This is a genomic window from Streptomyces sp. NPDC002643, assembly GCF_053592555.1.
In genome coordinates this window covers 301,108-319,498 of sequence record NZ_JBSFVY010000006.1, presented here as the reverse complement: position 1 = coordinate 319,498, position 18,391 = coordinate 301,108, and the positions used below count along the sequence as shown (strand labels likewise).

14 protein-coding genes are annotated in these 18,391 nt (G+C 70.5%); 7 read left to right on the top strand and 7 right to left on the bottom strand.

Annotated elements, in window-relative coordinates:
• The first annotated feature begins 36 nt into the window (after positions 1 to 36).
• Complete coding sequence (locus ACWD4G_RS12045; RefSeq protein ID WP_451292561.1) at positions 37 to 516, top strand: DUF7144 family membrane protein; 480 nt, start codon at positions 37 to 39, stop codon at positions 514 to 516.
• A gap of 25 nt (positions 517 to 541) precedes the next feature.
• Here the strand turns inward: ACWD4G_RS12045 and ACWD4G_RS12040 are convergent, their stop codons facing one another.
• A complete protein-coding gene (locus ACWD4G_RS12040; RefSeq protein WP_451292560.1) occupies positions 542 to 1,399 on the bottom strand; it encodes a TioE family transcriptional regulator in 858 nt (285 codons plus the stop codon).
• A 70-nt stretch (positions 1,400 to 1,469) separates the two neighbouring features.
• Here ACWD4G_RS12040 and ACWD4G_RS12035 point away from each other — a divergent pair, with 70 nt between their 5' ends.
• The 4 genes from ACWD4G_RS12035 to ACWD4G_RS12020 all read left to right on the top strand — a co-directional run bounded on the left by ACWD4G_RS12035 (position 1,470) and on the right by ACWD4G_RS12020 (position 5,401).
• Entirely contained in the window at positions 1,470 to 2,714 is a 1,245-nt protein-coding gene (locus tag ACWD4G_RS12035; protein ID WP_451292559.1) for an erythromycin esterase family protein, read from the top strand.
• A gap of 191 nt (positions 2,715 to 2,905) precedes the next feature.
• Positions 2,906 to 3,478 carry a hypothetical protein gene (locus tag ACWD4G_RS12030; protein WP_451292558.1) on the top strand — a complete coding sequence of 191 codons (573 nt, stop codon included), beginning with the start codon at positions 2,906 to 2,908 and terminating at the stop codon, positions 3,476 to 3,478.
• A 186-nt stretch (positions 3,479 to 3,664) separates the two neighbouring features.
• On the top strand, positions 3,665 to 4,678 hold the full coding sequence (locus ACWD4G_RS12025; protein ID WP_451292557.1) for an endonuclease/exonuclease/phosphatase family protein: 1,014 nt from the start codon (positions 3,665 to 3,667) through the stop codon (positions 4,676 to 4,678).
• A gap of 450 nt (positions 4,679 to 5,128) precedes the next feature.
• Entirely contained in the window at positions 5,129 to 5,401 is a 273-nt protein-coding gene (locus tag ACWD4G_RS12020) for a hypothetical protein (RefSeq protein ID WP_451292556.1), read from the top strand.
• 69 nt (positions 5,402 to 5,470) lie between these two features.
• Here the strand turns inward: ACWD4G_RS12020 and ACWD4G_RS12015 are convergent, their stop codons facing one another.
• A complete protein-coding gene (locus ACWD4G_RS12015) occupies positions 5,471 to 7,549 on the bottom strand; it encodes a PhoX family protein (protein WP_451292555.1) in 2,079 nt (692 codons plus the stop codon).
• 256 nt (positions 7,550 to 7,805) lie between these two features.
• Here ACWD4G_RS12015 and ACWD4G_RS12010 point away from each other — a divergent pair, with 256 nt between their 5' ends.
• The gene (locus tag ACWD4G_RS12010; RefSeq protein WP_451292554.1) at positions 7,806 to 10,061 is read left to right on the top strand and encodes a VWA domain-containing protein; all 2,256 of its coding nucleotides are present in this window, start codon (positions 7,806 to 7,808) and stop codon (positions 10,059 to 10,061) included.
• Between the two features lie 174 nt (positions 10,062 to 10,235).
• Positions 10,236 to 11,963 carry a methionine--tRNA ligase gene (gene metG, locus ACWD4G_RS12005; RefSeq protein ID WP_451292553.1) on the top strand — a complete coding sequence of 576 codons (1,728 nt, stop codon included), beginning with the start codon at positions 10,236 to 10,238 and terminating at the stop codon, positions 11,961 to 11,963.
• A gap of 49 nt (positions 11,964 to 12,012) precedes the next feature.
• Here the strand turns inward: metG and ACWD4G_RS12000 are convergent, their stop codons facing one another.
• From ACWD4G_RS12000 to ACWD4G_RS11980, 5 genes are all read right to left on the bottom strand, one after another.
• Positions 12,013 to 14,193: a hypothetical protein gene (locus ACWD4G_RS12000; protein WP_451292552.1), complete on the bottom strand. Its 2,181-nt coding sequence runs from the start codon at positions 14,191 to 14,193 to the stop codon at positions 12,013 to 12,015.
• The gene (locus ACWD4G_RS11995) at positions 14,190 to 15,266 is read right to left on the bottom strand and encodes a hypothetical protein (RefSeq protein WP_451292551.1); all 1,077 of its coding nucleotides are present in this window, start codon (positions 15,264 to 15,266) and stop codon (positions 14,190 to 14,192) included. Before ACWD4G_RS11995 ends, ACWD4G_RS12000 begins: the two co-directional genes overlap by 4 nt.
• Before the next feature lie 158 nt (positions 15,267 to 15,424).
• On the bottom strand, positions 15,425 to 16,015 hold the full coding sequence (locus ACWD4G_RS11990) for a Crp/Fnr family transcriptional regulator (RefSeq protein WP_451292652.1): 591 nt from the start codon (positions 16,013 to 16,015) through the stop codon (positions 15,425 to 15,427).
• Between the two features lie 236 nt (positions 16,016 to 16,251).
• Complete coding sequence (locus ACWD4G_RS11985; protein WP_451292550.1) at positions 16,252 to 17,604, bottom strand: pectate lyase family protein; 1,353 nt, start codon at positions 17,602 to 17,604, stop codon at positions 16,252 to 16,254.
• A gap of 167 nt (positions 17,605 to 17,771) precedes the next feature.
• Positions 17,772 to 18,137: a hypothetical protein gene (locus tag ACWD4G_RS11980; protein WP_451292549.1), complete on the bottom strand. Its 366-nt coding sequence runs from the start codon at positions 18,135 to 18,137 to the stop codon at positions 17,772 to 17,774.
• Positions 18,138 to 18,391: the final 254 nt, after the last annotated feature.

Below are 18,391 nucleotides of genomic sequence, written 5' to 3'. Positions count from 1 at the left end.
AGCCGTCCCAGGACCGATCCGCCCGAGGAGGCCCCCATGGCGCAGCACGGCACCACTCCGCGCGAGAACCCGCAGTCCTCCGGCCAGACCATCCCGACCCCGACGCCCTCCTACGCGAAGTACTCGGGTTCGTCGTGGGCCCTCGGGGGCACGGTGTTCGCCGGTGTCCTGCTGATGGTCGGCGGCGTCGTGGGCATCCTCAACGGCATCGCCGGGATCGCCACGGACGACGTCTACACGACGATCGGCGACTACGTCTTCGAGTTCAGCCTGACCACATGGGGCTGGATTCACGTGGTGATGGGCGTCGTCGCCACCGTGACCGGCTGGGGCATCCTCCAGCACAAGGACTGGGCCCGAGGGGTGGGCATCGCCATCGCCTCCCTCTTCGCCATCGAGTACTTCATGTTCCTGCCGTACGCCCCGGTGTGGTCGGTGATCTGTATCGCGATGGCCGTCTTCGTGATGTGGGCGCTGGCGACCTCGCGCGATCCCGAGCACGAGCCGATGACGTAGGCGGCGGGCACGCGCCCCACAGGGGTCATCCGCGTTCGCGTTCGCGGAGGTACGTCTCCAGTTCGGCGGCCCCGTTGAGCATCGCGCGGGCCCGGGCGGACAGTCGGGCGCGCCAGTCGGAGAGCGCGGCCTCCAGCGGTTCCAGGCCTCCGGCCGCGCGCACCTGGGCGATCAGCGGGGCGATCTGTTCCAGCAGATATCCGCCCCGTCTGAGCTGGTGGACCAGCCGGGCGTCGCGGACGTCGGCCTCGTCGTAGACCCGGTAGCCGGTCAGCGGGTCACGTCGTGGGCACACCAACCCGGCCCGCTCCCATGTGCGCAACGTCGCGGGCCGTACGCCGAGTTGCCCGGCGAGCGGCCCGATGAACGTACCGCCGCTCCCGGACACGGCACCCGACGCGAACGCGGGAGTGGGCGCGGTGGGCCGTGGGCGGCCCGTGGCCGCGGTGGGCCAGGGGCGCCCCGTGGGCCCCGTAGGCACGGCAGGCCCAGCAGGCCCGGTCGCCCCCAGCTCACGGAGGGCGCTCTCGACGGCCCGGAGGGTCTGCCGGTCGGCGAGCAGTTGGGCATGGCTCTCATCGATCAGCCGAAACGCCTCCTCGGCCGCGCCCTCCCCGTCCCCTTCCCCCTCCCCCTCTCCCTGGTTCACCGCCCGCATGATCGAGGCGGCCGTCTGATGGCCGTGGCCCGGCACCAGGGCGAGGAACGCGCGCAGGGCCGCCGCGTGCAGGGGGGTGTAGCTGCGGTAGCCGGAGGGTGTGCGGGCGGCGGGCGGGAGGATGCCGGCCTCCTCGTAGTTGCGGACGGCCTGGGTGGACAGCCCCTGCCCGCGCGCCAGATCGACCGGCCGCAGCCGCACCCCGCTTTGAAGGTTCCGCCCCATGACGCAGCCGTATTCCTCACCGAAGTCTCGCCAAAGTTTCCACCGAAGGTTCAACGATAGCGTTGAAGGCATGGCTACCGACATCAAGGACACCACCCATGCCGTCGACGCCGCCGCCGTCATGGAACTGCTGCCGACCCGGCCGCGCGTACTGGCCCTGGGCGAGCCCACCCACGGTGTGGACGCCCCGCTCGAACTGCGCAACACACTGTTCCGGCAGCTCGTCGAGGAGGAGGGCTATCGGACGATCGCGATCGAGAGCGACTGTCTGAAGGGCCTGACCGTGGACGACTACGTCACCTCGGGCACCGGCACCCTCGACGAGGCCATGGCGCACGGCTTCAGCCACGGCTTCGGCGCGTCCGCCGCCAACCGCGAACTGGTCCGCTGGATGCGCGCGTACAACGAGCGGGCCGAGGCGGCAGGCCGCCCGGCGTCCGACCGGGTCCGCTTCGCCGGCGTCGACGGCCCCCTGGAGATCACGGCCGCGGCAAGCCCCCGCGAGGCCCTGACCGCCCTCCACACCTACCTGACGACGCAGGCCGGGTTGGACGAGACCCTGCTTCCCTGCACCGCCGAAACCCTCGACCGCCTCCTGGGCCCCGACGCCCGCTGGACCGAGCCCGCAGCGATGACGGACCCGACCCGGTCCATCGGCCGGTCGCCCGCGGCCAGGGAACTACGCCTGCTCGCCGACGACTTGACGGCCCTGCTCGACGCCGAGACCCCCCACGCCATCGCCGCGACCTCGCACGAGGCCTGGACCCGGGCCCGTCTGCACGCCCGCACCGCGACCGGCCTCCTCCGCTACCACCACTGGATGGCCTCCCCCTCCCCGAGCCGCCTGACCTGGCTGATCGCCCTGCGCTCCCGGATGATGGCCGACACCCTTCTGACCCTGGCCGACCGCGCCCCCGTCCTGGTCCACGCCCACAACGCCCATCTGCAGCGAGTGAAAAGCTCCCTGCGCATGGGCGGCCTCCCCCTGGAATGGTGGAGCGCCGGCGCCGTCCTCAGCACCCACCTGGCCGAGGACTACGCCTTCCTGGCCATGGCCATCGGCACCATGCGCCACCAAGGAGTGGGCGCCCCGCCCCCGAACACCGTCGAAGGCCTGCTCCACGACCTCCCGGGCGACCACATCCTCATCGCCCCCGCCCACTTCCCCACCCCCCTCACCCCCCGCCCCTCCCCCTGGTTCGGCTACGCCCCTCTGGACCCGGCCCATCTACCCGCCATCGACGGCATCGTCTTCATCAAGGACGTCCCCCAGGACTGGGACATCCCCCAGGACCAGGACGTCCCCCAGGGCTAGAGAGAACCGGGGACCGCCCCCGACGGTCCGTCCCACCGGGACCCTCCCAGGAGATCGTCGGCTTCCCACGTCCCGGCAGCCGTTCCAGGAGGTCGGCGTTCGCGCTGGTCAGGGCGCATTCCGGTGTTCCGGCGTCCCGTAGTGGCCGACGGCTGTGGCGGGCAGGACGGATCACCGAACAAGCTGCGGTCATGCCAGCAACCGGCTGGACGAACCACCACAGATACCGCACCACGGAGATCTCCATGCGCTCGCGTCTCGTCGCCCGTTCCGCCCGCCTCGCCCTCGCCGCGCTCGCCGCCCTCGCCCTCACCGGCGCGGCGACCGCCGCCGCCACGGCCGACACCACCAGCACCACCCCCGCCTGCGTGACCGACGACCTCACCTTCACCGTCAGCGAGGAGACCCAGGCGGGCGGCTACCTCCTCGTCGCCGCCCAGGCCAAGCCCGGCATCTCCTGCACCCTCGAAGGCGTCTACCCCTCCGCCTCCTTCGGCTCCTCCCTCGACACCGAGGTGTCGCCCGCCGAGCAGAGCGTCAGCGAGAGCATCACCCTGGGCGGCTCCACCACCGCCTACGCCGGCATCAACCCCAAGACCACCAGCGACGACCTGGGCTGGGAGTTCGACCAGATCCACCTCGCCGTCACCGGCGACGAACTCAACTCCATCACCCTCGACCTCCCGGACACCGTCACCGTCAACCAGCCCATCGCCACCAACTGGCACACCGACCCCGCCGGCGCCGTCCCCTTCACCGACTGATCACCGCCTCACCGACCGGACGCCTCACCGACCGACCTGACGCCTCACCGACCGACCACCGTGCCGTGCGCGGCCGTGACCGCGATCGCGTGACGTGACCACGGCCGCACGCAACCTTCACCCCGTCCACCTCGTCCTTGTGAAGGAGCAATCACCAGCGAGGCGAGCGGAAAGGCCGGACGGCCCGTGGAGAGCACGACCATCGAAGGGCGGCCGGAGGCCCCCGCGCGGCGAAGGACGCACGGGGGCAAGAAGGCGTTCGCCGGGCTGTTTCTCCTCGGTGTGAGCGTGGTCGTCGGCTGTCGCGTCTTCGACGGTGACGGGTTCACTCCGATCACCCAGTTGCTCGCCTTCCTTCCCTGGCTGCTCATCCCCGTCGGCCTCGGTCTGCTGCTCTCCGCCCTCGCCCGGTTCTGGACCGGGCTGGTGTGGGGCGTCGTACTGCTCGGGGCGATCGCCTGGTACATCGAGCCCTACGGGGAGCGGACCGAGCCGGACGGGGCGCGGATCGCCGAGCTTCGCGTCATGACGTCCAATGTGAAGTTCGGTCAGGGCACCGATGCGCTCATCAGGGCCGTGGAGCGCGAGAAGCCGGACATCGTGTTCGTGGAGGAGTGCGAGGCCGTCTGTCTGGCCTCCCTCCGGGACGTCTTCGGTGATCTGAGCGGCGAGAAGCCCGCCTATCCCTATCGGCAGGGCGTCGAGGGGTACGGGTCCGAGGGGTCCGTCATTCTCAGCCGGTTCCCGCTCAAGGCCGGCGCGGCCATCCCCGCCACCATGGGCATGCCCGGCGCCGTCGCCGACATCGACGGCCATCCCGTACGGCTGCAACTCGCCCACCCCATGCCCCCGCTGCCGGGGCAACTCGACACCTGGCGGAAGGAGTTGGGGGCGTTGCGCGCGTACGCCGCCGCCGATGCCCGGACGCCGACCGTCATCGCCGGGGACTTCAACGCCTCCCAGGACCACGCCGCCTTCCGGAGCATCCTCGACACCGGGCTCAGCGACGCCGCCCGGCTCACCGACGCCGACCGCACCCCGACCTGGCCCTCCCGTACGGCCCCCAGGATCGGCGCCCAGATCGACCACGTCCTCGTATCGGCCGAGGACTTCTCCGCCGACAAGGTCCGCTTCCGCGAACTCTCCGGCACGGATCACGTCGCCCTCACCGTCGACCTCACCCTTCATCGAAGGAAGTAGAGGACCGCGAAAGGCCGTAGTCGGCAGCAGAAGACCACGGAAAACGGCAGAAGCCCCCGCCCGGCAGGCCTCGGAAACCCCCGCCCGGTGGGCGCCGGAGGCCCATGCCGGGCGGGCGTCGGAAACCCACCCCGGGCGGGCGCGAATGCGCAGGCGGCTTTGTCGGGGCCTCTTCGCCATCCGTACGGAGTTCCAACGGGCGTTGAGCGGGCCGCCGGGGAGTGTGCTGGAGCCGTTGCGGCAGGAGGTCGCGGCGGCCCGTGCGATCACCTCGCCCCGCTGACCGTCCCCGCTCCGGGGCATCGACAACGGCGTAACCCCCACACCGTCACGGCCATCGGCACCCGCTCGCCCCAAAGGGGCAAACCGGTCAACGTGCCTCCCCACGGCGAATCGTTACGTCATCCCCTCCCGAGTGACGGAGGGCGCGTTCGCAGGAGGGAAGGGGCAATGATCGAACTGTCCAACCACCCTCTTCACCTTCCTTCTGACAAGGGGATGTTCTCCATGCGGCGTACCGCCACTGTCCTGCTCGCAACCCTCGCCCTCGCCGGCGCCATGGCCCCGGCCGCCAACGCGATCCCGGACCCGGTCGGCACGGTCACCTGCCTCACCGAGGCCCCGGCCGGTGTAACGGAGCTCGCCGACCCCGCCGCGCTCCTCGACCCGGCCGGTCTCCTGGACCCGGCCGGCGCCCCGGGCGTCAGCTGCCTGGCCCCGTGAGCCACACGGACCCCACATGAGTGCGGGCCGCCTCCCTGCGAAGGGAGGCGGCCCGCATTTCGTCGTACCTCAGACGCCGATGTCGCAGCCGTCCGCGCGGTAGACCGCGACGACGGCCGGGCGGACGATCTTGCCGGGGCCGTCGGGCCAGGTGCTCTTCGGGTTCTCGACGGAGGCGCCGTCGAGCTCGCCCGGGTGCTGGACGGCGACCAGGACACGGCGGTCGGTGATGATCGGACCGCAGGTCTCGGCGCCGCTCGGGACGGTGAGGAACTGCTTCAGCTCACCCCGGCGCTCACCCTTGGTCGCCACGCCGAACAGACCGTCGTGCGAGCCGAGCTGGGCACCGTCGGTGGAGATCCACAGGTTGCCGTACGAGTCGAAGGCGACGTTGTCCGGGCAGGAGATCGGGGAGACGTCGTCCTTCGGGAAACCGGCGAAGTAGGTGGCCGGGTCCTCGGGGTCGCCCGCGACGAGGAAGAGCAGCCAGGCGAACGTGGTGCTCTCGGGCCGGTTCCAGCGCTCGGTGAGCTCCAGGACGTGGCCGTGCTTGTTGGCGTTGCGCGGGTTGGCCTCGTCCGCCTTGGCGTTGGAGCCGACACCGCGGTTGGAGTTGTTGGTGAGGGCGACGTAGACCTTGCCGGTGACCGGGTTGGGCTCGATGTCCTCGGGGCGGTCCATCTTCGTCGCGCCGACCTTGTCACCGGCGAGACGGGTGAAGACGAAGACCTCCTCGGCGGTCATGCCGTCGACGTGGGAGACGGCGCCCTCGGCGGTGGCGGTGGCCAGCGGAATCCACTCGCCGCTGCCGTCGAACTCACCGTCGCCGGGCAGCTTGCCGGTGCCGTCGATCTCGATCGCCGGGGAGTCACCGGTGAGCTTGGCGACGTAGAGGGTGCCCTCGTCGAGGAGCGAGAGGTTGTGCTCGCGGACGGCGCGGCCCGACCCCTTCTTCATCCGCTTGCTGCTGACGAACTTGTAGAAGTAGTCGAACCGCTCGTCGTCACCGGAGTAGACGACGGGACGGCCGTCGGCGGTCAGCCGGATGGTGGCGGCCTCGTGCTTGAACCGGCCGAGCGCGGTGTGCTTGCGCGGCGTGGAGGTCGGGTCGTACGGGTCGAACTCCACCACATAGCCGAAGCGGTGGACCTCGTTGGGCTCCTGGGCGACGTCGAACCGCTTGTCGAACCGCTCCCACTTGCGCTCGGTGGCGCCGGTGCCGATGCCGTACCGCTTGTCGGTGGTGCGGCTGCTGTTGGCGAAGTACTGGTTGAAGTTCTCCTCGCCGTGCAGCGTGGTGCCCCAGGGGGTGGTGCCGCCGGAGCAGTTGTTGAGGGTGCCGAGGGCCTTGGTGCCCGTCGGGTCGACGGAGGTCTTGAGGAGGTCCGAGCCGGCGGCCGGGCCGGTCAGCCGGAACTCGGTGGTGGCGGTGACGCGGCGGTTGAGGTGGTGGCGGGGCACGGGCGTGAGGCTGCCGCTGCGCCGGTCCTCCTCCACGACGACGGCGGACAGGCCGTGGGCCGCCCAGGCGATCTCGACCTGCTCGCGGGTCGGGTTGGCGGCGTCGTAGCCGCGGAACATCAGGATCTCGTCGGTGTACTCGTGGTTGGCGACGAGGAGCTTGCGGTGGCGCTCGCCCGGGAGCGGGAGCAGGGCGAGGAAGTCGTTGTTGTAGCCGAACTGACCGGCCTGGGCGGCGGCGGTCTGGTTCTCCGGGTCGAAGGCCGGGGCACCGCGCAGGATGGGCTCGCCCCAGCGGATGACGACGTTCTGCTCGTAGCCTTCGGGGACGGTGACGGCGTCGGCGGTGTTGGGGGCGACGGCGTCGAAGCGGAGGCCTCGGGCGGCCTTCTTGGTGTGCTTCTTGGAGGTGGTGGCGGTCGCGGCGGTGGTGCCGGTGGTGGCCGCGGCGGCGGGCATCGCCGTGCCGAGCGTCGTCGCCGTACCGGCCGCGGTGGCCACGGAGACGACGGCGGCGGCTCTCATCACCGAGCGGCGGCTGAGCGCGCTCGCGATGACGTCACCGACGTACTCGTTGGTGCTGGTGTTCGGGACCTCGTGGAAGCAGGCGTCACCACAGCGGAACCGGCACGTCATGGCGGAACGTCCGCCGGAATGCGAGCCGATCATCGGCAGCAGCTTGCGCACAGCGCGCTCCTCGCTCGTCGTCTTATGTGTCCTTTTGGTGTGAGCGCGACGTTAGGGGCGCGCGCGTTCGAAAACACGGCCGCGAAGTGAACACGGGGTGAACCTGCGGCAGTTGAGGCACCCTTGACAGCGCCGAGCGGCGGGGATAGTGAAAGGCGCCCGCCCCACCCCAAGATCGCCACGTGTGGCGGCTAACCTTACGTGTCCGTCCTGGCCAGGGATTGACGGGCATCAACTCACGCGAAGGGTTGCGCACATGGGCATTCTCTCTCTCCTGCGGAACGCGTTCGGCCGCTCACGCAAGGGACGCGACGCCGTGCCTTCGCAGGAGGCGGGTTCCTTGCCGGGTTCCGTGCCCGGTTCCCTGCCGGAGGCCGAGCCGACGGTTCCGGCGCCGGCCGGCGAGGGAGCGACCACGGCCGAGGCCCGTCCGACCGAGCCTGTCGCGACGCCGGAGCCCACGTCGGCGCCGCCGTCCGTCGCCGACGAGCTGGTGTCGGCGGCGTTCGACAACGTGTCGGTACCGAAGCCGCGAGCGGAGGAGCCGGGGGCGGCGCCTGCGGCGCCGGGGGCCGAGGACCAGGAGAAGGCGAAGACGCCTGCGGCGGGGGCCGAGGGGGCGACCGGTGCGGAAGAGGAGCCGGCGCAGCCGGTGGCCGCCGAGGCCGAGGAGGCGGCGCCGGTGGTTGCCGCCGACGCGGCGTCGGAGCGGGAGAAGGCCGAGGCCGAGCCCGTCGTCGGGGCGGAGGCCGAGGTCGTTGCCGAGGCGGAGTCGGCGGCGCCGAAGGCCGAGGAGGCTGAGGCGCCCGTGGCCGAGGCAGAGCCGGTGGTGGCTGCCGAGGCCGAGGTTGTGGAGCCGGTCGCGGTGGCTGACGCCGAGCCGGAGGTGAAGGTCGACTCCGAGCCGGAGTCGGAGGTCAGCTCCGAGCCTGAGGCCGTTGCCGAGGCTGAGCCGCAGGTTGAGGCCGGGGCCGCCGAGGTGGCGGAGGCTGAGGTCGCGGTCGCCCCTGAGCCGGTGGCCGAGGCCGAGTCGGAGACCGTGGCCGTGGCCGCCGGGGAGCCGGAGGCCGAGGTGGAGCCCGTTGCGGCGGATGCGGAAGCGCCCGCTGCCGCCGGGGCTCCCGAAGCAGCCGAGGTTCCCGTGGCCGAGGAGACCACCGCGTCGGCGGAGGGCCTTACGGCCGCCGAGACCACCGAGCCCGCGGAAGCCCACGCGACCGCGGAGACCGCCGAGCCCGTAGCCGCCCCCGAGCCCACGGCCGGCCCTGAGCCCGAAGAGGCAGCCGAGTCCGCGACGGAGACCGCTGCGAAGACCGAGGCTGCTGCGGAGCGCGAGCCTACGGAGACCGCTGAGCCCACGGCCGACGCCGACGCCGAAGAAGCGCCCGAAGCCGCAGTGGCAGCCGCCGAGGCCGAGGAAACCGTCGAGTCGACCGAGCCCTCCACATCCCCCGAGTCGACCGAGCCCTCCGAGTCGGCTGAGGCCGGCGAACCCGAGTCGGCGTCCCAGCCCACCCCCGCCGAGGCAGCCCCCACCACCCCGGCTGCCCCCGAACCCGCAGCTTCCTCGGAACCGGCGATCTCCCCCGCCCCCGACGCCTCCCCGGAACCCGAAGCGGCACCCGAACCCACCACCTCCACCGAGACCGCCCCCTCCTCCCCGGAACCGGAACCGGAACCGGTAGCGGCAGCGGCAGCAGCCGCCCCCGAGGCGTCCCCCGAAGCCGAAGCGGCACCCGAACCCATCTCCACCCCCGAATCCGCCACCACGCCCGAACCCACCCCCGAACCCGCAGTCGCCGGCGGCGAAGGCGCCCCACCGGTGGCACCCGCAGCCGACGACGAAAGCCGCACGGGTGGGGCGGGTGGGAAAACTGCTGTGGGGGCAGGGCTGAGCAGCGCCTACGAAGCCGCCGGTGCCGTCCTCGCGCAGCGAGGTCTCGACGGCGCCCGCGCCAAGGTGTACCTCGTCCTCGACCGCTCCGCCTCCATGCGCCCGTACTACAAGGACGGCTCCGCCCAGGCCCTCGGCGAGCAGACCCTCGCCCTCGCGGCCCACCTCGACCCCGAGGCCACCGTCCCCGTCGTCTTCTTCTCCACCGAACTCGACGGCACCGGCGAGCTCACCCTCACCGAGTACGAGAACAAGGTCGACGACCTCCACGCCGGCCTCGGCCGCATGGGCCGTACCAGCTACCACGCGGCCGTGGAAGAAGTGCTCGCCCAGCACCAGAAGTCGGCCGACCCCAAGGCACCCGCCCTGGTCGTGTTCCAGACGGACGGCGCCCCCGACGCGAAGACCCCCGCCAACCAGGCCCTGGCGGACGCCGCCGAGAACCACCCGGCGGTCCACTTCGCCTTCGTCGCCTTCGGTGACCCGGAGAACAAGGCCTTCGACTACCTCCGCAAGCTCAAGACCGGCAACGCGTCCCACTTCCTCGCCGGCCAGACCCCGCTCGAACTGACGGACACCGAGCTCTACGAAGGCATCCTCGCCGACTGGCGCCCGTAGCCCCCGGTAGCCCCCCGGGTCCCCGTAGATCACCGGCCGCCCGCTTCCCACCCCGTAAAACGGGAAGCGGGCGGCCCACCCGTGTCGGCTACGATTTCAAGGTTCGAAAACGACGACGGACGACCGGAAACCCGGAGCCCGTCACCCCACGTAACGACCTGGGAGCAGCCCGCGATGGCTCGACACCTCATCACCAGCGCCCTTCCGTACATCAACGGGATCAAGCACCTGGGCAACATGGTGGGGTCCATGCTCCCGGCGGACGTGTACTCCCGTTACCTGCGCCAGCGCGGCCACGACGTCCTCTACATCTGTGCGACGGACGAGCACGGCACCCCCGCCGAGCTGGCCGCCAAGGAGCAGGGGCTGCCGGTCGACGAGTTCTGCGCGCAGGCGCACGACGCGCAGAAGGCCGTGTACGACGGCTTCGCGCTCGCCTTCGACTACTTCGGCCGCAGCTCCAGCCCGCAGAACGTGGAGATCACCCAGCACTTCGCCCGCCGGCTGAAGGAGAACGGGTTCATCGAGGAGCGGGCGATCCGCCAGGTGTACTCGCCGGCCGACGGCCGCTTCCTCCCGGACCGCTATGTCGAGGGCACCTGCCCCCACTGCGGCTACGACAAGGCCCGCGGCGACCAGTGCGAGAACTGCACCCGCGTCCTCGACCCGACCGACCTGATCGACCCGCGCTCGGCGATCTCCGGGTCCACCGAACTCGAAGTGCGCGAGACCAAGCACCTCTTCCTCCTGCAGTCCAAGCTCCAGCACGAGGTGGAGGCCTGGGTCTCCCGTCACGAGGACGACTGGCCCCAGCTGGCCTCCTCCATCGCCCGCAAGTGGCTGAACGAGGGCCTGCACGACCGCGCCATCACCCGCGACCTGGACTGGGGTGTCCCGGTACCGGCCGACACCTGGCCGGAGCTGGCGGCGGAGGGCAAGGTCTTCTACGTCTGGTTCGACGCCCCGATCGAGTACATCGGCGCGACGAAGGAGTGGTCGGACGCCGCGCGAGACACAGACCCGGAGAACCGCGACTGGAAGTCGTGGTGGTACGACGTCGACCACGACGTCCGCTACACGGAGTTCATGGCCAAGGACAACGTCCCCTTCCACACGGTGATGTTCCCGGCCACCGAGCTGGGCGTGCGCGAGCCGTGGAAGAAGGTCGACTACGTCAAGGCGTTCAACTGGCTGACGTACTACGGCGGGAAGTTCTCCACCTCGCAGCGGCGCGGCGTCTTCACCGACCAGGCGCTGGACATCCTCCCCGCCGACTACTGGCGGTACTTCCTGATCGCCAACGCTCCCGAGTCGGACGACTCGTCCTTCACCTGGGAGCACTTCACCGCCACGGTCAACAAGGACCTCGCCGACACCCTCGGCAACTTCGTCAACCGAGTGCTGTCCTTCTCCCGCAAGCGCTTCGGCGACGACGTGCCCGCGGGCGCGGCGGCCGGTGCGGCGGAGGCCCGCCTCGGTGAAGAGATCGCCCGGCTGCTCGCCGAGTACGAGGAGCACATGGAGGCCCTGCAGTTCCGCAAGGCCGCCGCCGCGCTGCGCGCGCTGTGGTCCGCGGGCAACTCGTACCTGGAGGAGAAGGCCCCCTGGCTGGAGATCAAGACCGACCAGGACGCCGCCGCCCTCACCCTGCGTACGGCGATGAACCTCATCCACCTCTACTCGGTGGTCTCCGAGCCCTTCATCCCGACGACCTCGGCCGCCATGCGCGGGGCGTTCGGCCTGAAGGACGACACCGCGACCTGGGTCACGGCGGACGAGGCCAAGGCCCTCGACCTCGTCCCGGCCGGTACGCCCTTCACCGTCCCGCCGGTCCTCTTCGCCAAGCTCACGGAGGACGACCTGGAGGCGTACAAGGAGCGCTTCGGCGGCGAGCCCGCGTAACACCACTAAAGAACGGCCGGCCTGCCCCCCGTGACAGGCCGGCCGAGTCCTATCGCTCCTCCACGAACAGCTGGTACGACCGCTGCCGTCGCTGTTCGAACCACTTGCGGCCCTCGGTGGCCATGGCGGTCAGGATGCGGAAGCCGGCCGTGATGCCGGAGGTCTCCAGGGCGACGAGGCGCAGCTGACCGCGGTCCTCCTTGTTGGAGTCGTACAGCTGCTCGTAGTTCTCCAGCAGGGCGGTCATGCGCTGACCGTTGTGCAGGACCAGCCGCATGGCCTCGTGCAGCACCAGCTCGTCCTCGTCGTCGGCACCGCGCCGCGCGCCCTCCTCGGAGACGGAGACGATCTCCCTCAGCGAGTCGCCGAAGCGGACCCCGACGGACTCCACGGTCACCGAGCTGATGGCGTCGTAGCGGAACACCTGGTCCTGCCGGCCGTCGTGCTCGCCGGTGGCGAAGTCCACGTTCCACGAGCTGACCCACACCCCGCTCGACGTCAGCACGTAGAACGTCTGGTGGTACTGCGAGTAGCGCGGCGGGCCGTTGGTGACCTTGGCCCGTACGCAGCCGGGGACGCCCTCGACCAGGAAGAAGCTGAAGAGGATGTCGCGGTGCTCCATACGGTGCTCGGCGAGGACCTCGCGGCGCAGATACAGCTGGTCGAGGTCGTACCAGCGGGCCATCTGCTCATCGCTCGGGCGGCTCCGCTTGAGTTCGAGCGCCCACTCCTGAAGCTCCAGCTGGTCGGTGTCGTACTGCTGTCGCTCGCGTTTGAAGGCCCTCATCTTGCCGAGGTGGAGGGCGGAGGGGGCCCCGATCACCAGGCTCACGGCGATCACGATCAGGGCCCAGCCGCCCATGTCCGGGGCCCGGGCGGGGATGAGCCGGGTGGCGGCGAAGACCAGCAGCACGATGCCGATCACCGCGCCGAGCCGCCTGATGCGCCGGAGCTGCTCCTCCAGACGTATCTGGGCGGAGTCGACGGCACGTCCGCCGATCTCCTTGGCCCGCAACTGGATCAGCCAGTCGAGCGCGCCGGGGGTGGCGGTGCGCCAGTGCCGGTGGGTGAGTTCGTCGATGAGGTCCTGGCGGGGGCGTTCGGTGTGCCGGCGCCACATCTTGGCGGCGTCGGAGCCCTTCGGCTCGTACTCCAGGAACCGGTTCTGGACGATGGTCTCGACGGTCCGGCGGAACATCGCCTTCTTGGTCCTCTGCCGTTCCTTGGCACGGCGTTCGCGTTCCTCGCGCCACTGCTTCCGATTGGTCAGCGCGGCGCCCAGCCTGGCTCCCCGGGTACGGAAGGGGTTCTTCTCCTGCTCGGTGAGGGAGTTGACGTCAGGGTCGGCCAGCCAGTCGGCGCGTCGGGCGCTGCGGACCATCGCGCGCAGCCAAGGGGGCAGGCCGAAGGCCAGGGCCACGGCCCCCAGGGACGCGGTGAAGAAGGCGGCGCTCCAGTCGTCCGCGAGGAGGTCGTCCGGTATCTGCGCGAACAGCATCGCCACTCCGGCGAGCACACCGAGGAAGCACAGGACGACGACTCCACCGGCGTCGACGGTCGGCTCCTCGGGCGGGAGCGGGCTGTGCAGCACGGGGTCCGGGGTGAAGAAGAGCGGTGCTCTCTCCTCCCGCTTCTTGGCGAGCCGTTGGTCCAGCTCCGATTCCTCGTCCCGGTCCAGCGCGTCCCGTTCGATGTTCTGGATGACGTACCGCAGATGGTCCTTGACGTCGTCGCGGTGGTCCTCGTCCAGGCTCTCCAGCAAGGTGCCCGGGTCCGGGCGGCCGCCCGGGTCGGGGACCTGCCGTGTGCCGACCGCGGCACGCAGCAGGTCGCGCAGGACGCGGCCGACCTCGCCGTACTCGCCCGGGTCGTGGACGAGCCGGTCCAGGGCGTGGCGCAGTTTGTGCCATGCCTCGTCCGTGAGGTCCTCCGGGGCGCGGCGGCTCACCAGGGACAGGACCCGGTAGTACATCGCCTCCGGCGACGGGGTGTCGCCGGAGGCGTTCATGTCGTCGATGGCGTCGTCGATCAGCTGCTCGGCCCGCTCCCGCATCCCGGCCAGCAGGTTCGCCCGTGCCGCCTCGATCTTCTTCTCCGGAGGGGCGTTCTCGGGCGGGACATACAGGTTGACCTGCCCGTGGTTGATGCCGACGCCGTGGATGTCGACGCCGAACGCCTGGATGCCATGGTTCTCCGGGTCTCCCGGAGTTCCTTGGTTTCCCGCTGTCATGCCTGGCCTTTCACTTGCTGGATGAGCTGGGCGACCGTCGCCACCAGTCCGGCGAGGGCCGCGGTGTCGGGGATGAGCCCCCGGAGTTTCATCAGTGCGCGCAGGAGCCGGCCGCGGCCCTCGTCGTCCTGGGCGTGGGCGTTCCGCTCAGCGGTGTCGAGTTCCTCCTCGGACGCCTCGAAGGTGACGGCGTCGATCTCCTCGCGCCGCCGCGCCTCCTTCAACTCGACGCGCAGCCGGGCGAGTTCGGCGAAGAGGTCGGCGCCCGCCCGGTCGGCTCCGCCGGTGAACGGGCCGGTCCAGGACTGGCTGACCGTGCCGTGGTTGACGCCGACGCCGGTCACGGTGACGTGGGTGGCGCTGATGCCGTAGTTGGCTCCGGCCTCCGGGGCGGACGGCTGCCGAGGCGGTGTGCCCGGCCGGGGTCCGGAGGCGGTCTGCCCCGGCGGCAGCGGTGGGGCCGGCCGGCCGGGGACCCTGATCCACACGGTCTCGTCCCGCACCTCCTTGGCGGACAGTACGGCGGGCGCGAACTCGGCGGCCTCCAGGCCCGGATGGCGGTGCCGGACCACTCCCCGGTGCAGTACGTCGGAGACGACGAGGGCCAGGACCGCGCCGGGTGCCTCGGCCAGGGCCCGGCGCAGGGCGCCCATGTCGGCCATGCGGAAGGCGGTGTTGAGGTCCGCGCCGACCCAGCCCGTGCCATGGCGGGCGACCTCACCGGCGTGGACGGCGACGCGGAGCCGCATCTCGCGCTCGGCGTCACCGGAGTGGTCGCGGGCGTGGTCGCGCAGTTCACGGACGAGAGCGCGGACGAAACCGCCCAGGAGATCGGTCTTGGGCACCGTTCCGGCGAGGAGCAGCACGACGGCGTCGCCCCGGTCCTCCCACACGGGCTCCGCGATGCCGGCGGCGTGGAGCGCCCGGGTCACCACGGTGCTCAGCCGGTCACGGAGCCATGCCTGGCCGGGATCGGTGCGTCGGCCGAAGCCCTCGATGTCGAGGATCGCGATGAGGGAGTACTGGGCCGGGAGAGGCCGCGTGTGGGAACGCGGCGCTGTGGAACTCACCATGGCGGAAAGAGATATCGCACAACTGTCGTACGTTCGGTGTCAGTTGACACTCTGGGCACTACGGCTCGGTAACTGCCGTGACTTGGTCGAGGCGTTACCGGACCTTCACCGGCGGCCGGGCCGAGGGGGCGTTCGTGTTCCGCTCCGCCATGGGGTGCTCACTCCCCGTGCCAGCTGAGCAGTGCCGAGGGGTCGTGCACTAGGACGCACCCCCGGGTGGCGGTGACGAGGCCGTCCTGTCGCAGTTCGCGCACGGTGCGTGCCACGGATTCGCGGGAGGCGCCGGCGGCGCCCGCGAGTTCGCGTTGGGTGACCCGTACGGACTCGCCGTGGCGCAGGGCGAGGTCCGCGAGGACCCGGGCGACCCGGGTGCCCGCGGGGTAGGCGCCGTGTTCGGCCCGCAGCCGGTCGGCGTGGCGCAGCCGGGCGGTGACCGCGCGCAGCACGGCGAGGGCGAGCGGCCCCTGCTCGGCCAGCAGCCGCCGGAAGCGCTCGGCCGGTACGGTCACCCCCCGGCCGGACCGGATCGCGGTGACGGTGGCCGAGCGGGGGCCGCCGTCGACGCAGGACATCTCCCCGAGCAGTTCGCCGGGGCCGCGCAGGGCGAGCACGCTGGTGTATCCGTTGGCGGTCTCCGCGGTGATCTTCACCAGTCCGTCTTCGACGAGGACGACGTCGTCGGACGGGGAGCCCTCGCTCATCAGGGTCTCCCCGCGGAGCCAGTCGCGTCGCCGACCGGCGTCCCGGATGAGCCGTAGCTGACCCTCGGTGAAGGGCCGTGGCCCGTCCGCCGTGAAGGGCCGTGGCTGATCCTCCGCAAAGGGCCGTGGCTGATCCTCCGTGCGGGGCCTGTGATCCGTCACGCTCACCTCCGTGACCGTTGGTGGCTCCGGACCCTAGTCGTACTTCAGTCGTACTTCGTCGCTCGGGACGCCGCCCGGCCAGAAGAAGGTTGGCCGGGCGGCGCCACGTGTGCGGGGATCGGTCAGGAGAGCTTTCCGGCGCCCGTCGTGTTCGTCAGGTCCGTCAGCAGGTCCTTCACCGTGGTCTGGAGGCCGGCCGTGAGGGTCGGCGTCCAGTTGGCCGTGGTCTTCAGCTTCTTGGAGCTGGCCGAGTTGTACGCGGCGGCCAGGTCGGTCTCGGTGCCGTTGACCAGGTTGCCCTTGCCGGCGAAGGAGCCGGTGCCGTCGCCGCTGAGGAGCTTGGCGGTCTTGGCGCCCGCCGGGATCTTCCAGACGTTGCGCTCGGCGACGACCTGGGCCTTGGCGCGGGAGTCGATGCTGTACTTCGGCTCGTAGCCGTTGAGCGTGGTGGTGTCGTACACGTTGTTGTAGAGGTGGATCTGCCCGATGCGGGCCAGGGGCGCCCTCTGCACGATCCCCTTCCAGACGTTGTGGTGGATCGTGACGCGCAGCTTGCCCGTGGAGTCGGTGTCGCTGCTGCCGATCAGCATGGTCTTGTCGTGGCAGTAGAAGAGGTTCCGCTCGACGGTCACCAGGTCGGAGCCGTTGGTGATGTCGAGGGCGCCGTCGTGGATCTGGTACTTGCGGCCGAAGTACGTCTTCAGCGACTTGTCGAAGGTCGGTGTGTCGGTGAACGTGTTGTGGTCCGCCCAGACGTTGGTCGCGCCGCGCAGGGTGACGGAGTCGTAGTTGGAGTTCCACTCACCGGACGAGCCGTCCGTCGGGTCCCACTGCGGGAAGCAGTCCTCGGTCGCGGCGAACGTCAGATTGCGGACGATGACGTTCTTGACGTTCTGGACCTGGAGGCTGCCGCCGGTGATCCCGGCGTTCGTGCCCGGCACCCCCACGATGGTGGTGTTGGACGGCACGCGGAAGACGATGTTCTTCTTCTGCTTGTCCGCGGCGGCCTTGCGGGCGGTCTCCTGGGTGCCGGACGGCGCCTTCTTGCCATAGGTCGAGGGGTCATAGGCCTTGAGGTAGGCGGAGAGCGAGTAGCCGGTGCCGGAGGCGTAGTCCTCGCAGGTCAGCTTCTTGCCGGAGTCATTGGTGTTGGCGTCGATCGTGCCCTTGATCTTGATGATCCGGGGGGTGGTGTCGGTCTGGGAGCCCAGCGCCTTCACCAGCTGGGCGCGGGTCGAGACCGTGAAGGTGTGCGCCGCGTCCGCCTTCGTACCGCCGGTGGTACCGGAACCGGACGCCGCCCAGCCGTCCTTGGCGGGCAGCACCTCGTGGTAGAGGTCCACGGCACCGGCGTTGGCGTTCATCACCAGCACGCCGGCGCCGACACCGGCGGCCACGGCGGCGGCGGTGACCACGAGGGCGCGGCGCCTGCGGACGGACCGGCGGTGGGACGGGCGCGAGTTGGCTGAGGCCACGGATGAGTCCTTACGTGACGTACGTGATTCGGGGATCACGTGGTTCGTATGGAGCCCCTGTGAAGGGAGCTACGACTCATGTGTGGTCGCCGTGTGGGGAAAGGTTGCCGCCAACTTCCCTTTCGCTCGGAGAACTTCGGCGGGCCGCCGGACGAACCGCCTTTCGGTCAGCCGAGGTTGGACTTCACGTGGCTGATGACCTCCTCGAACTCCTTCTTGGGCGAGAAGTCGATGTACTCGCAGTCCTCAAGCGCTTCCGGTGCGTGGCCGGGCGCCCAGTAGAAGGCCTCGCCGGCCTCGTACGTCCGGTCGCCCTCCCTGGTGTGCATCACCAGTCGGCCCTTGAACATGTAGCCCCAGTGCGGGACCTGGCAGAGGCCGTCGGGTTCGCCCTGGAGCGCGGGGCGCATGTCCGTGCCCTTGGGGAACTTCACGAAGGCGACGTCGGTGTCCCCGCCGATGTCCCGCATCCGCAGTTCGACGCCGTCGTCCTCGATCTCGACGGGTGCGTCCTTCCGCATGACGGCTCCCATGATTCCTCCTCTCGGGAACCCCGTACTTCCAGTCTGCGCCCGTCCCGCGCACGCCTCGAATCGGGGTGACATGCGTCACGACCGAATTGCTCCCGATAGGGCCGATCAGCCCTTTTCCGCAAAACGACAAACACCTCTCGCCCATCACCATCCGCACATTGAGCAAACATTCACCACGCAAACGACAAATTCAACTGATCATCCGGATCGGCGATTCCCTGGCAGGCCATTCCGAAAGGGCGGCCTTCTGCCTG